Origin of the sequence: Liquorilactobacillus vini DSM 20605 (assembly GCF_000255495.1) — a bacterium.
Lineage (GTDB): Bacteria > Bacillota > Bacilli > Lactobacillales > Lactobacillaceae > Liquorilactobacillus > Liquorilactobacillus vini.
Genome location: NZ_AHYZ01000194.1, coordinates 18,932 through 33,722, shown reverse-complemented (window position 1 = coordinate 33,722; position 14,791 = coordinate 18,932). Strand labels below are relative to the sequence as shown.

Sequence of the window (14,791 nt, the reverse complement as noted above, 5' to 3'; positions counted from 1 at the left end):
AAAATCAAAGATTTTCCGGTTGCTTTTATTTAAGAAAATTAAAAAGCTAATTTCCAAAACCATAGTTATCAGATTTATAAGCTGATGAAGTATCGCTGGAAAATGTTTGACTATAATGCGAGTAACTTTCAGAACTTTTTCCGTAATTATCATAATGATCATTACTCGAAGTACCATTTCCATAGTAATTACCAGTACTTGAGCGACTATTATAGGAATTTTTATAATTAGAGTAACTATTTATTTCACCCACAAAATCATCGGTCGAGGGATTTAGATTTAAAGATGCTCGAATTCGATTCGAGGTTTTTCTTTTCTCTTTAGCCGTTGCGACTTGGTATGATAATCCATTAATGGTGGCATCTTCACCTTGTAAAACGTATGATTTGATTGAACTGGCAGCATCTTTATAATTTGTTTCAAGCGTAATCATATCATTATAGGTTAGATCCGTCTGCATGTTATTTTCAAGAGTTTTTAAAATTGATTTATAATTAGTAATTGTTTCCGTTGATAAGGCTTTATTAACGATCGCTTTAATAACTTGTTTTTGTCGTTTTTGCCGACCATAATCTCCTTCAGGATCAGAGTAGCGCATTCGCGAATAGGCTAAAGCTTGCTTACCATTTAAAGTGACAGTCTTGCCTTTCTTAACGTGGGCGTAACTGTAATTAAATGTTAATAGTGGTTTAATGGTGATGCCATTTAGATCGTCAACAAGCTTTCTTAAGCCACCCATATTAATTAGCAAATAAAAATCGATTGGGATGTGTAAAGTATTTTGGATAGTTTTAATTGTTGAGCTGACGCCGCCAATGGTATAAGCTGAATTTATTTTTCCATATGAACTGCTGGAACCAGCAATTTTAACTTGGGTATCACGTGGGATACTAGTTAAAGTTGCTTTTTTGGTTGTTGGATTAATAGTTGCCACGATGATTGTATCGGTTCGCCCTTTATCAGTTCGTCCTAAAGCCCCAGTATCAGTTCCAAGTAATAAAATCGATACCGGCTTTTTTTGCTTTAAGACTTGGGAAACATTTCTGAGCTTTTTGACATTTGTCTTTTGATAAGTTTGATGGATCGTTGTTTTGGTTTCACTTAATAAGTAATAAGCATAAGCACCAACACTATAAAAAGAAATTAATAAAATGATTAATAGTGCACCACAGATTTTTTTTCGTAACATATGGTTCGAAATTTTGCGATGAGAATTATAATGTGGGCTTCGTCGCAAGGGAGTTTCTACAAAATCAAAATTTTTTTTATCGTTTTTATCCATGGATAAGCTCCTTAACAAACAATATAAGCAAATTATACTACTAATTAGTATAACAATTAATTTGCTAATATTATTTAAAAATAAATTAATTTTTTGTAAATGAAAGTTACTCCTGTAATCTGCAAGGAAATTATTATGTTATACTAAAAAATACATTGATTAAAATCAGATTACAAAAGAGGGAAAAATATGGAAGTTTTTCTACATAGTGTTGCCGGAGTGCTGGTAATTTTAGTGATGATTGTTCTCGGATATATTTTAACTGAAAGAAATTGGTTTGATGAAAATTCCGGTCGCTTGATTGCCCGTTTAGTTACCCAAGTAGCTTTACCTTGCTACATGATTATTACGATTACACATAAATTTAGTGCTGGTCAACTATTAAAAATGATTCCTGATTTACGTTATCCAGTTATCTCAATGATGATTTTGATGCTGCTGGCATTTGCCTTCGTTCAACTGTTTCATATTAAAAATGAACACGCTGGTTTATTTTCGTCAATGTTTTTTAATTCAAACACGGTTTTTGTCGGATTGCCGATTAATGAGGCTTTATTTGGCAGTCCAAGTGTTCCTTATGTTTTAGTTTATTATATGGCTAACACTACGATTTTTTGGACGATTGGAACATACTTGATCCAGCGGGATGGTACGGCAGACGCAAGCTTTAGTTGGAAGAAGACGCTGGGGAAAATTTTTTCTCCCCCCTTGCTGGGATTCATTTTAGGGGTGATTTTAGTTTTGTTGAAGATTCAGTTGCCAAGTTTTATTGACAGTGATTTACAATATATTGGTGATTTGACAATTCCGTTATCAATGATCTTTATTGGCTATTCAATTTCGCATGCTGGTTTATCAAAGCTAGCTTTTGGTAAGGATAATTTGCTTGTTTTATCAGGAAGATTTTTATTTGCACCGTTATTAATGACTTTATTAGTAATCCCGGCCTCGATGCCGACTTTAATGAAACAAGTGTTTATTTTGCAATCAGCAATGCCAGTGATGACTAATGCACCAGTAGTTGCTAGTCTATATGGTGCAGATGCAGATTATGCTGCAATCATGGTCACTGAAACGACGATTTTATCTCTCGTAATGGTTCCAATTTTAATGGTTTTGACCCAGACAATTAATTAAAGACATTAATTTTTTAAGATTAGTTTTTCGTAGCCCAACCCGGTTGGAAAATCGGGTTGGGCTATTTTTGTAATATTTGAAATATTAATGAAACATAGCGACCGATTGCTGCTAATAAAATGCTATATTTGTAAAAATAATGTAAACGTTATTGGGACTTTAAAATGCTAATATTAAAGTTGTGGTTAAGCAAATCAAGTTTTAATACATATTTAATTGAAATAGACACGAGGTGTAGTTTGGTGAAAAAAGTATCACGAATGGTTTTAACAGCAGCATTCCTACTAACAGGAATTGGAATGACAACTAAAGCTGCAGCGTCATCAACGGATGATGAAATTACAGCTGTGAATCAAAAAATCGAGGCAACTCAGAGTTCAATTGATCAAGCTCAAAAAAGCATTTCAAAACTTCAATCGCAGCAAACTAAAGATGAAGAAGAGATCCATTCGTTAACTGTCAATATTAATGCCCGTAAAAAGCATTTGGCTCAGCAAGCACGTTCGGCACAGGAAAACGATGCAGGATCGATAATTCAGTTTATTACAGATTCTAAAAACTTTAGTGATGTAATTGATCGCATTGCAGCAGTTGTTACCATGGTCAAAGCCAATAACCAAACTTTAGCCGAGCAAAAAAATGATAAGTTAAAAGTAGTTGCTGATAAGGCAAATGTTGATTCAGCGGCCGACAAGCAAAAGCAGCTCAATAACCAATTGAATGAGCAAATGGCCAATTTGGCAGTCCAAAAGGTTGAATTAAAAGTTAAAAAGGCTAAGGAAGATGCAGCTGCTAAGCAAACTGCTCAAAAAGCTTTAGAAAAAGCTCAGCAAGCAGCTAAAACAGTCAAGACGGCAAAGGATCAAGGTACAGTTGTTAAGGCTTTGGCAAAAGCAGATCAAGCAGTTAACCAAGCCAATAAAGCTACTTCTAGTACAACGATTGTTGACACCAGTAATAGTAATAATAATAGTTCAACAAGTCAGGTGCAGCTGGCAAATAAGACAACGTCAACAGCTTCAAGTTCGTCTTCAAGTACAGCCAAGTCAGCAAGCGTAGATACTAGTTCAGTTGTTTCAGCAGCTATTTCTTTGACCAAGATGCATATTCCATATGTTTATGGTGGGGCCAGTTTGTCAGGAATGGATTGTTCAGGGTTGACACAGTATGTTTATAGTAAGTTTGGTGTTAGTTTGCCTCATAATGCCGCTTCACAAGCTGCAATGACCACTCGTGAAAGTGTTTCAGCTGCACAGCCTGGTGATTTATTGTTTTGGCAGAATAGCGGTGGGGTATATCATGTCGCTATTTATATTGGTGGTGGACAATTTGTTCATGCTCCGCACACGGGGGCGTTTGTCAGTGTTGGATCAGTTTCTGGTTTTCCGCCAAGTTTTGCTGGTCGTTTGAATTAAGAAAGCTGACGTTATAAAGTGAATAAGTATGATTTAAAGGAATGTAATTTTTAAATTGCATTCTTTTTTTAATCGAATAGCTTGTCTTCTCTTTCACAATAATTTTTGTTATGATAAAAGAAGCATATAATACAGGGAGCGGTTAGATGGTAAAGTTAGTAATCATACGTCATGGACAAAGTTTGGCGAATCAGCTAAATGAATATACCGGTTGGACAGATTCACCTTTAACAGCTCAAGGCCGAAAAGAAGCAGTCAAAGCAGGAAAGCTATTAGCATCAACTCAAATCAAATTTTTCCAGTTGCACACTTCAATGCTTTCACGAGCAATTGAAACTTCTTACATTATTCTTGATCAAATAGATCAAAATTGGATTCCAATCAAAAAAACCTGGCGCCTTAATGAGCGGCATTATGGTGCTTTACGTGGCTTAAACAAAGACAAAACTCGTGAAATTTATGGAAAAAAACAAGTTGCGCTTTGGCGACGCAGTTATAGTACGGTGCCACCATTATTGAGTCAACCTGATAATCACCAGCGACGTTATCAGAATTGGCCAGAAACGATTTTACCACGAGCAGAGAGTTTAAAAATGGCTTCCAAAAGGATTATTCCGTATTGGCAGGATCGAATTGCACCTGAACTATTACATGGTAAGAATCAGTTGATAGTTGCGCATGGCAGCACCTTAAGAGCGCTAATCAAATATTTAGAGAACATTGATGATCGATCAATCGATGGAGTCGAAGTCGAAAATGCAGTTCCAATTATTTATGATTTGGATAATCGGTTGCAGATAAGGCATAAACTTGAATTAAGTAGCTGAAAAAACAGCGCTGAAATTAATGAAGTGTCATAGAAAAGTTAGATACGTTGTTTTATTTTGAATTAAGCTGCATGGCTTGATACCGGTATTTTACAGGGCGTCAAGTCATTTTTGTTTTTGGAACACTTGTCAAGTTTTTTCTCGCGTTTAAGCCGGTCGCCCGTGGTAACCTAAGCCGAGTTAACAATTCTTTGAAATCATACCGCAACCCTAACAAAGTGACCATCTCCGTTTTTACTTTCATGAAGGGACTTTGAGGGAGGCAAACCCCGGGATTTTCGCCCAGTAAGCTCAATTTCTAACAAGATACATACTTGGAATTTTAAACATTGCGCAAAGTTTTCGATAACCAATATCGTTTTTTAGATATCACTTAACCACTTTAGTTTTAAATTTGCTACTGTATTTAGTCATAAAAAAAAGCCCCACATCATTAGATTTCTCGGCTAATAATTGTGGGGCACTTCATTAATCCCAGGGCTATTTTTTTTGAAAGTTATTTATTTTAAAGGAAATTAGGCTAATGCTCCCATTGGATCCCAAGGAGCTAAAACCTTCGGCTCTTCAGCTAAAACTTGTTGCAATTCAGTTGCTAAGTACTGTTTGTTAACTACAACTTGATAGCAGTATTCATTCATCCAATCGTTGCTCATTACGAAAAATCCATCATTGCCAACTTTTTTACCCCAAGAATTTTCAACTTTCCATTTGGTTGGTTGGCCGTCAACAACATCAACTCCTGTTAAAACCATAGCATGTGTCATTAAACTTTCGCCATAATCTAAACGTTGTGCTTTTGTCAAATCAAAATTTATGTCAAAAAGCTCATTTTTACGGTAAAGTTTAGTATCCATAATGCCCTTTTGACGCTCGGATTCCTGACCAACATCGCAGCCAAACCAAACACTTTCACCAGCTTGAAGTTGTTTTAAAGCTACTGAACGGAAAGTATCCATATCGACATTTAAATGCCGAACCTGGCGACCGTCAACAACATTTCCCAACATTTCAACGGTATACATTTGATTGTATGGTTTATCAGCAGTTGGGCCATTAATGATTGAAACGTAATCATCAAGATTCCAGCCAACGTATTCTTTAAAGAACTTTTGTGGAGTTAAATTTCGTTTGATATGATACTGCTGATCAGCGTCACGATATTCAAAATCAAACGTTGTTGGCGGCTCACCGAAGCTATAAGCCAACATCCGATAATTATCGCTGAGCATGGAAGCTTTTTGCTTAGCAATTTCCGCTTCGCTAGCTTTTTTGGCAACTAAATCTCGTAGTGTAATGGCGTCTTTGCGTAGTTTTAGGTTATATGTTCGATTGAACTCACTTGATTTTGAAGAATTGTAGGTTTCAGGCATGACAGATTGTGGAACGACACCATATTTTTGAATGATTGCCACAATCATGTCCCATTGTCCACCATCTTGCTGTGGAGTACCCATTAACCAAGCAACTTTGCGATCCGTGAGCGGTAAGTGTGCAGTTTTTAAAACATTTTCATAGAAATAATTAGCTTTTTCTAATTTATCCCAGAAGTAGGTATAATTCTGCGACAATTCAAAATCCTTCGGAACTTTGAACTTGTTTTTAATTTCATGCCGCATGGTGTTTAAAGCTGCAAACATCCAACAGCGGCCGGACTGTTTCTGGTTAGCAACATCCCCGGTATCAAGATCGATCGAAAAAACAGGTGTCATTGCTGTTTGACTTTGGAAATCAGTAGCACTGGCAAAAATTCCGTTTTTAGTTACAGTCCGTTCAATCACTTGGTGTTCAGGTCGCTTTTCAAGATCTGTTTGAAATTTTGTTAGTAATGAAGTATCAATTGCTTTTGACAAATAAATCAGCTCCTTTAATCTAGTAATCTTATTATAGGATAAATGGCATCAAGAATAAAATCAACGTGCTTGAATAATTTTGGGGCCGTCAACCGTGCCAACAATGATCATATTGACTAAATCAAGAAAAAGTCCTTGTTCAACAACCCCAACTTGTCTTTTTAATTTCAGCGCCAACTGATGCGGATGTTTGATCTGCTGTAAATGCAAATCAATAATGTAGTTGCCAGAATCAGTTTTTTTCTTTTGACCAGTTGAAGTTAATCGAAACGTTGGTTGATAATCTTCTTTAACAAAGCGTTCAAAAATTTTTTGACTGCCATAAGGAATGACTTCAACCGGCAATGGGAATTTACCTAATTTATCAACTAATTTACTTTGATCAACAATCCAGATATTTTTTTGTGAATTGGTTGCAACAATTTTTTCAAATAATAAGGCTGCTCCACCGCCCTTGATTCCCTGGTAGTCAGAACTGATTTCATCTGCGCCGTCAATCGTTAAGTCAATATGATCGACTTGATCAACTGTTTTCAAAGAAATTCCGCATTTTTGAGCCAGTGCAGCGGTTGCTTTTGAGGTAACAACACCGGTAATAGTTAAATTTTCGTGTTTGATTTTTTCGCCTAAGGCCTCCACCAGGTATTTGACGGTTGATCCGGTACCCAAACCTACGATCATCTGGTCATGGATCAAATCGACAGCTTTGTTGCCGACTTGTTGTTTTAGTTGATCTTGATTCATAAGCTCACTCCTTGCTAGGAATTTATTAATCCTACTGGAATTATAACATAGCTGAAGTTTTAGAATCAGTCGGCACTATGCTAAAATAATATTAATATTGATAATTATACTGAGGAAGAGTGATTTTAGTGAAACGTGGATTTAAAGTTGTTAGTCGTTACCGTCAAGAAGAGGTTAGATTACCAGTTAGAGCAACTAAAAATGCCGCTGGCTATGATTTTTTTGCTGCCCAAGATTTTATTTTACCAAGTATTTGGCGTCTTGAATTTATCAAAGCTTTATGGCAATTAAACAAAAATAAACAGGCTTTGACGTCATTCGAGATCCAATCAGCCCAAGATGCTTTGCGTCCTTTTTTGGTTCCAACGGGAATTAAAGCTTATATGCAGCCAGATGAATTTTTAATGCTGGCTAATCGTTCTAGCAATCCGCTTAAACGTAGTCTGATTTTACCTAACGGGGTCGGGATTGTTGATGCGGACTATTATAATAATTCCAGCAATGAAGGAGAAATATTTTTTCAATTAATTAATTTTGGCTTGAAAGATCAGCAAATTAAACAGGGGGAAAAGATTGGTCAAGGTATTTTTATCCCATTTCGATTAGCCGACGATGAGCAAACACCATCTTTAACTCGTCAAGGCGGATTTGGCTCATCAGGAAGATAAGAAAGCTTAAAAAAACTTGTCTAAGTTAACTAAAAAGAAAAGATTATGCTAGTATAAATTTAGACTGAGGGAGGCCAAAAGTTGGCTAAAATTAAAACACAGTATGTTTGTCAAAAATGTGGTTACTCGTCACCTAGATATTTAGGTAAATGTCCTAATTGTGGCAACTGGAATAGCTTAGTTGAAGAAGTTCAGGAACCAGTTGTTTCAAGAAATGGAACATGGCTTACTAATTCTGCTAAATACCAACGACCACAACTGATCAGCAAAGTTAGTTTGCAACAAAGTCCGCGAATAAAAACTGCTTCACCGGAACTTAATCGTGTGCTTGGCGGGGGGGTTGTTCCCGGTTCATTAGTCCTGATTGGTGGCGATCCGGGAATTGGCAAATCAACACTTTTGATGCAGGTTTCTGGTCAATTAGCAGCCAGAAAAAAGAAGGTTCTTTACGTTTCAGGTGAAGAAAGTGCGCTGCAAATTAAATTGCGGGCTAAACGTTTGGCTGTTAGTCACGATCAGTTTTATTTATACCCAGAGACAAATATGCAGTTGATCAAAAAAGCTGCCATAGACGTAAAACCTGATTTTATGGTAATTGATTCCGTTCAAACAATGCAAGAACCGGATATGCAAACAGCAGTTGGCAGTGTTTCTCAAATTAGAGAAGTTACCGCTGAATTAATGCAGCTGGCAAAATCGCAGGGAATCACAATCTTTATCGTTGGGCATGTAACCAAAGGTGGAGCCATTGCTGGGCCAAAGATTTTGGAACATATGGTTGATACGGTTTTGTATTTTGAAGGTGATCTGCATCATACTTATCGCATCTTGCGGGCAGTAAAGAATCGCTTTGGATCAACCAATGAAATTGGAATTTTTGAGATGAAGGAAAATGGCTTGCAGGAGGTTTTAAATCCATCAGAGATTTTTTTGGAGGAACGTCTAAAGGGAGCAACCGGCTCAGCAGTTGTTGCCTCACTTGAAGGAACAAGGCCAATACTGGTTGAAGTCCAGTCATTGGTCACTCCAACAGCCTTTGGTAATGCTAAACGAACAACAACTGGTTTAGATCATAATCGAGTATCGTTGATCATGGCAGTTTTGGAAAAAAGAGCTGGCCTGTTGTTGCAAAATCAAGATGCATATTTTAAAGCGGCTGGTGGAGTTAAACTTGATGAACCCGCGATTGACTTAGGCTTGGCAATTAGTATTGTTTCCAGCTATCGCGATCAAGAAACGCAAGCAAGTGATTGCTTTATTGGTGAACTTGGATTGACAGGTGAAATTCGCCGAGTGAATCGGATTGATAGTCGAGTTGCTGAAGCTGCTAAACTTGGCTTTAAGCGAATTTTTATTCCCAAGAATAATTTTGGCGGTTGGCAGTTACCAACAGGAATTGAGGTTGTTCCGGTCATTACTTTGAATCAAGCTCTAAAATTAGTTTTTAATAACTGAATTTGATTTTAAATTGAAAGGAGTGAATTAGTTGAGAAAAAAAATTATTAAGACTATTTTCTTTGCTCTTGGAATCGGAGCAGGGTATTCATTTTTACCATATTTTTGGCTGCTAATTGGTTGGCAGACGAATGTTTGGATCAATAATGCATTGGTTAATATGTTATTTGGTCTGCTGATCATGTGGCTGATATCATTAATTGCAACTGATCCAGTTGAGATGTTGATCAAAAAATTAGAAATAAATTTAGCACGGCAAAATCCTTTAACAATTATTTCAGTCAGCATTTCAACGATTATTGGGCTGTTGATTGCTGTTTTGATATCAACTTTATTTTCGCATTCGCAATTATTCATTTTAAACACGATTTTGCCAATTATTTTAATGCTAATTTTGGGGTACCTTGGTTTTGTTTTTGGTAAGAATCATCTCGAGGATTTAAAAAAGCTTTTGGTTCTTCGGAAAAAAGATGGCTTAGCTAGTGAAAATGGGAAAAATAAGGTACTTGAACGCAAAGCTGGTGAGAACTTTCATCGCTTAAAATTACTAGATACCAATATTTTGATTGATGGTCGCATCTATGACTTAATTCAGACAGGCTTTATTGAAGGAACACTTGTAGTACCAAATTTTGTTTTGTATGAGTTGCAGTATATTGCCGATTCCGCCGATAGTATCAAACGAGTTCGTGGTCGCCGCGGTTTAGATATTTTGAATAAATTGCGCAAAGAAAAAAAAGTGCCTGTTGAGATGTACGAAGGTGACTTTGAAGATATTCAAGAAGTTGATAGCAAGTTGATTAAACTGGCAAAATTGTTGGATGCGGTGATCGTGACCAACGATTATAATTTAAACAAGGTCAGTGAATTTCAAAATGTTGAAGTTTTAAATGTTAATGCCTTAGCTAAAGCATTGCGACCAAGAGTTATTCCAGGCGAAAAAATGACGGTCACGGTAATCAAAAATGGAACCGAAAGGCAGCAGGGTGTTGCTTACTTAGATGATGGAACAATGATTGTGGTCGAAGATGGTCGTTACTATTTAAATCAACCAATTGAAGTTACAGTAACCAGCGCTTTGCAGACGGATGCTGGTCGAATGATTTTTGCTAAGCCAACGCATGCTACTCGTGAAATCAAAGCAAAAAATTAAAGCTGCTGTTTTTAAACAGTTTATTTTTGCTGACTTTCAGTGTAAAATGTTTTTGTGTAAGCTATTTTGATAGTGATAATCAATTAAAGAAGAAAGAGGCGCTAACATTGGCAGATAAAAAGATTCGTGTACGTTATGCTCCGAGTCCAACCGGTCATTTGCATATTGGCAATGCCCGGACTGCATTGTTTAATTATTTATTTGCTCGTCATAATAACGGGACTTTTGTAATTCGAATTGAAGATACTGATTTAAAACGGAATATTGCAGATGGCGAACGAAGCCAACTGGAAAACTTAAAATGGTTAGGGATCGACTGGGATGAAGGACCTGATAAACCTGGTGAAGTCGGGCCGTATCGCCAATCAGAAAGAATGACGATTTATAAGCCTTTGATCCAACAACTTTTAGATCAAGATCTGGCTTATGAATCATTTGTAACTGAAGATGAATTGCAAAAACAACGCGAAGAACAAAGAGCAAATGGAATTGCTCCACACTATGTTTATGAATATGAAGGTTTAACTGATGAACAAATCAAGCAAAAACAAGCTGCCTGCCGACAAGCAGGATTAAAACCAGTTGTGCGAATCAGAGTTCCAAAGGATCGAACTTATGAATTCGATGATTTGGTTAAGGGACCAATTAGCTTTGATTCTGATACAATTGGCGGTGATTTTGTCATTCAAAAACGTGATGGAATGCCAACTTATAACTTTGCTGTTGTAGTGGACGACCATTTGATGAAGATCACGCACGTCTTAAGAGGTGATGATCACATTGCTAATACACCTAAACAATTAGTAGTTTATGAGGCTTTTGGTTGGGAACCGCCAGTCTTTGGTCATATGACGCTGATCATCAATACTAAGACTGGCAAAAAACTTTCTAAACGGGATGAAAGTGTGCTGCAATTTATTGAACAGTACCGTGAGCTTGGTTATTTGCCGGATGCAATGTTTAACTTTGTTACTTTGCTAGGCTGGTCACCTGTTGGGGAAAAAGAGATTTTCACGCGCAAACAGCTAATTAAAATGTTTGATCCAAAACGATTAAGTCGTTCGCCGGCGTCATTTGATGCAAAGAAACTTGAATGGGTCAATAACCAATATGTTAAAAATGCTAAGATGGATCGGATCGCTAATGAGTCAATCAAACAGCTGATTAAGGCTAAAAAACTGCCGGAAAATCCGGATTCAAAGACTGTTGCTTGGGCACGTGAACTGACAAGTTTATTTAAGCAGCAGATGTCTTATATGGGACAGATTAATGAATTATCTGAAATTTTCTTCAATGATCCACCAGTTTTAGATGATGCTTGCAAGCAGGAATTGGCTGATGAAAATGCAGCTTTAGTATTAGCAGAGTTTATTAAGAGAATTGAAAAAATGTCGTTGTTTGATGCTGGAGAAATTCAAAATACGATTTATGATATTCAAGCGGCAACCGGAGTCCGGGGACGTAAACTCTATATGCCAATCAGAATTGGGACAACTCGTAAGACACAGGGGCCGGAGTTAGCAGCTGCAATTGAGTTGCTTGGTCGTAAGAAGGCACTTGTTCATCTGAAACAAACTTTAGCTGAAATGAAGAATTTCTAAAGAAATGTTTTTGAATGAAAAGGTTCGAAACAGGAAGGCTTGTTTCGAACCTTTAGTTGTCATAAAACGATTGAAGGAGGCGTTAATTTGATCCAATTGTATAATACCCTGACTAATAAAAAAGAAGTTTTTCGGCCGTTAACTCCCGGCGTTATCAATATGTATGTTTGTGGGCCGACTGTCTATAACTATATCCATATTGGCAATGCGCGGAGTGCGATTGCTTTTGATACAATTCGCCGCTATTTTGAATTTCGCGGCTTTAAAGTCAATTATGTTTCAAATTTTACCGATGTCGATGATAAAATTATTAAGGCTGCTCAGCAGCAGCATTTAACAGCCTTGCAAGTAGCTGATAAATACATCAAAGCTTTTTATGCTGACACAGATGCTTTAAATATTCAACGGGCCACGCTTAATCCGCGAGTTACGGAAACGATGGCTGAAATAATTGATTTTATTCAGGTCTTGCTAGATAAAGGGTACGCCTATCAGGCGAGCGGAGATATTTATTATCGTGCGCGTCGGTTTAAAAATTATGGACAATTATCTGGTCAATCAATCGATGAATTGGAACAAGGGGCCAGTCAACGGGTGACAGCAGCCGATGAAGCCAAAAAGGAAGATCCACTCGACTTTGCTTTGTGGAAACAAGCTAAACCAAATGAAGTTTATTGGCAATCACCTTGGGGAAAAGGTCGACCTGGCTGGCATATTGAATGTTCGGTCATGGCAACTAAGTTTTTAGGTGAGACGATCGATATTCATGCGGGCGGACAGGATTTAGAATTTCCACATCATGAAAATGAAATTGCTCAAAGTGAAGCTAAAACTGGCAAAAAGTTTGCTAGCTATTGGTTGCATAACGGTTTTGTGACGATTGGTGCTGATGATCAGAAAATGAGTAAGTCACTAGGTAATTTTATTACTGTTCATGAACTGATTAAAAAAATTGATCCGCAAGTTTTACGATTTTTTATGGCGACAACGCAATATCGCCGGCCAATTCGCTATAGCCAAGAGAACTTAGCTGATGCTACTGCTAACTTGAATAAATTAAAGACCGCTTATCAAAATGCTGCTTATCGTTTGAATTCCGCTAATGATGGTCCTTTATCTCCAAAGCTCCAAGAATTTGTTGATTTACAGCGGCAAAAATTTATTGCTGCTATGGATGATGATTTCAATGTGCAAAATGCAGTGATGGCAATTTATGAGTTGGCCAAGCAGCTGAATATATCTGTTGCAACAACTGGGGTTTCTAAAACAGATCTTTTGTGCTTGCAAGAACAGTTGCAGCAATTGACCGAAGTTTTAGGGGTTAAACTAAGATTGCCACAAAAAGATAAAGAATTTACTAATAAAATCAATGATTTAGTTCATCAGCGTGATCTAGCTCGGCAACATCATGATTTTGCGCAAAGTGATTCGATTCGTGATCAGTTAAGGGCAGCTGGAGTTATTTTGGAAGATACTCCTCAAGGAACTAGGTGGAAATTAGCTAATGGATAGACAAAACGTTGCTGATCAAGTCAATGGAATAGCATTAGCCTATATGGGTGATGCTATTTATGAAGTTTATGTTCGTCGTCATTTGCTGCAAAAAGGGATTAGTAAGCCAACTAAATTACAACATTTAGCAACTCATTATGTTTCGGCGAAAGCGCAGGCTGAGTTGATTCAAAAGATGACTAAAGAACAGTTACTAGAGCCAAGAGAGTTAGAGATTTTCAAACGTGGTCGTAACGCCAAAAGTCATACTAGTGCAAAAAACACGGATGTAATAACTTATCGAATCTCAACTGGATTTGAGGCAGTTTTTGGCTATTTGTTTTTGCAAAATGAACATTTACGGTTAGAAAAGTTAGCTACTTGGTGTCTTCACCAAGTGGATGAGGAGTTAAAATGACAGCAGATAACCAGAAAAAAAGCGAATTTATCATTGGACGTCATCCAGCCGTTGCAGCCTTAAACAATCAGCAAACAACGATCAATAAAATTTTTTTGCAAAAAGGTCTGCAGAAAAATTTTGCGGCCCAAATTGAAAAATTAGCTAGAGAGCGAAAAATTATTATTTCACGTGTTCCGAAAAGTCGATTAGACGAATTGGCACCGCAGCAAAACCATCAGGGAATTATTTTAACGTTAGCAGCCTTTGCCTATACGCCATTAGTTGATTTACTAAGAAAAGGTCAGTCGGCACCGGACCCTTTTTTATTAATTTTGGATAATATTGAGGATCCCCACAATTTAGGTTCAATTATTCGAACAGCAGATGCAGCCGGAGTTACGGGAATAATTATTCCCCAAAGGCGTGCGGTTCAATTGACTTCAGTTGTTGCTAAAACTTCAACTGGGGCAATTGAGTATGTTCCGGTTGCCCGCGTAACTAATTTAGTTCAGGCTGCTAAGCAACTGAAAAAAGCTGGCTTTTGGATCTTTGGAACTGATATGACAGGCAAAGATTATCGACAGTGGAATGCACAAGGATCTATTGCCTTAATAATTGGTAATGAAGGCAAAGGGATCAGTCCGTTATTAAAAAAGCAGTGTGATGAATTGCTAACGATCCCGATGGTTGGACATGTTCAAAGCCTAAATGCTAGTGTTGCGGCAAGCTTGCTGATTTATCAAGGGTTTACTTCACGAGGAAATTAAG

The 14,791-nt window shown here is 37.3% G+C and carries 13 protein-coding genes; 10 read left to right on the top strand and 3 right to left on the bottom strand.

Annotated elements, in window-relative coordinates; translation table 11 throughout:
- Nucleotides 1-46: 46 nt before the first annotated feature.
- Nucleotides 47-1,282: an LCP family protein gene (locus ON15_RS10595; protein ID WP_010581472.1), complete on the bottom strand. Its 1,236-nt coding sequence runs from the start codon at nt 1,280-1,282 to the stop codon at nt 47-49.
- Between the two features lie 189 nt (nt 1,283-1,471).
- Between ON15_RS10595 and ON15_RS10590 the strand changes: the two genes are divergently transcribed.
- The 3 genes from ON15_RS10590 (at nt 1,472) to ON15_RS10580 (ending at nt 4,661) form a co-directional block, all read left to right on the top strand.
- Nucleotides 1,472-2,419, top strand: a complete 948-nt coding sequence (locus ON15_RS10590; RefSeq protein WP_010581471.1) for an AEC family transporter — start codon at nt 1,472-1,474, stop codon at nt 2,417-2,419.
- 242 nt (nt 2,420-2,661) lie between these two features.
- Nucleotides 2,662-3,834, top strand: coding sequence for a C40 family peptidase (locus ON15_RS10585; RefSeq protein WP_010581470.1), 1,173 nt, complete (start codon nt 2,662-2,664; stop codon nt 3,832-3,834).
- A 146-nt stretch (nt 3,835-3,980) separates the two neighbouring features.
- The gene (locus tag ON15_RS10580; protein ID WP_010581469.1) at nt 3,981-4,661 is read left to right on the top strand and encodes a 2,3-bisphosphoglycerate-dependent phosphoglycerate mutase; all 681 of its coding nucleotides are present in this window, start codon (nt 3,981-3,983) and stop codon (nt 4,659-4,661) included.
- 515 nt (nt 4,662-5,176) lie between these two features.
- On the opposite strand, the gene ON15_RS10575 is transcribed toward ON15_RS10580, so the two are convergent.
- Together ON15_RS10575 and rpiA are read right to left on the bottom strand one after the other, a co-directional pair.
- Nucleotides 5,177-6,511: a C1 family peptidase gene (locus ON15_RS10575; protein ID WP_010581468.1), complete on the bottom strand. Its 1,335-nt coding sequence runs from the start codon at nt 6,509-6,511 to the stop codon at nt 5,177-5,179.
- Between the two features lie 60 nt (nt 6,512-6,571).
- Complete coding sequence (gene rpiA, locus ON15_RS10570; RefSeq protein WP_010581467.1) at nt 6,572-7,255, bottom strand: ribose-5-phosphate isomerase RpiA; 684 nt, start codon at nt 7,253-7,255, stop codon at nt 6,572-6,574.
- Between the two features lie 128 nt (nt 7,256-7,383).
- Between rpiA and ON15_RS10565 the strand changes: the two genes are divergently transcribed.
- From ON15_RS10565 to rlmB, 7 genes are all read left to right on the top strand, one after another.
- The gene (locus ON15_RS10565; RefSeq protein WP_010581466.1) at nt 7,384-7,923 is read left to right on the top strand and encodes a dCTP deaminase/dUTPase family protein; all 540 of its coding nucleotides are present in this window, start codon (nt 7,384-7,386) and stop codon (nt 7,921-7,923) included.
- 81 nt (nt 7,924-8,004) lie between these two features.
- Nucleotides 8,005-9,378 carry a DNA repair protein RadA gene (gene radA / locus ON15_RS10560; RefSeq protein ID WP_010581465.1) on the top strand — a complete coding sequence of 458 codons (1,374 nt, stop codon included), beginning with the start codon at nt 8,005-8,007 and terminating at the stop codon, nt 9,376-9,378.
- 31 nt (nt 9,379-9,409) lie between these two features.
- Entirely contained in the window at nt 9,410-10,531 is a 1,122-nt protein-coding gene (locus ON15_RS10555) for a PIN/TRAM domain-containing protein (protein ID WP_010581464.1), read from the top strand.
- A 107-nt stretch (nt 10,532-10,638) separates the two neighbouring features.
- Nucleotides 10,639-12,132, top strand: coding sequence for a glutamate--tRNA ligase (gene gltX / locus ON15_RS10550; protein ID WP_010581463.1), 1,494 nt, complete (start codon nt 10,639-10,641; stop codon nt 12,130-12,132).
- 87 nt (nt 12,133-12,219) lie between these two features.
- Nucleotides 12,220-13,644, top strand: a complete 1,425-nt coding sequence (cysS, locus tag ON15_RS10545; RefSeq protein WP_010581462.1) for a cysteine--tRNA ligase — start codon at nt 12,220-12,222, stop codon at nt 13,642-13,644.
- Entirely contained in the window at nt 13,637-14,041 is a 405-nt protein-coding gene (locus ON15_RS10540; RefSeq protein ID WP_010581461.1) for a Mini-ribonuclease 3, read from the top strand. The genes cysS and ON15_RS10540 overlap by 8 nt, the downstream gene beginning before the upstream one ends.
- Entirely contained in the window at nt 14,038-14,790 is a 753-nt protein-coding gene (rlmB, locus tag ON15_RS10535; RefSeq protein WP_010581460.1) for a 23S rRNA (guanosine(2251)-2'-O)-methyltransferase RlmB, read from the top strand. The genes ON15_RS10540 and rlmB overlap by 4 nt, the downstream gene beginning before the upstream one ends.
- Nucleotide 14,791: the final 1 nt, after the last annotated feature.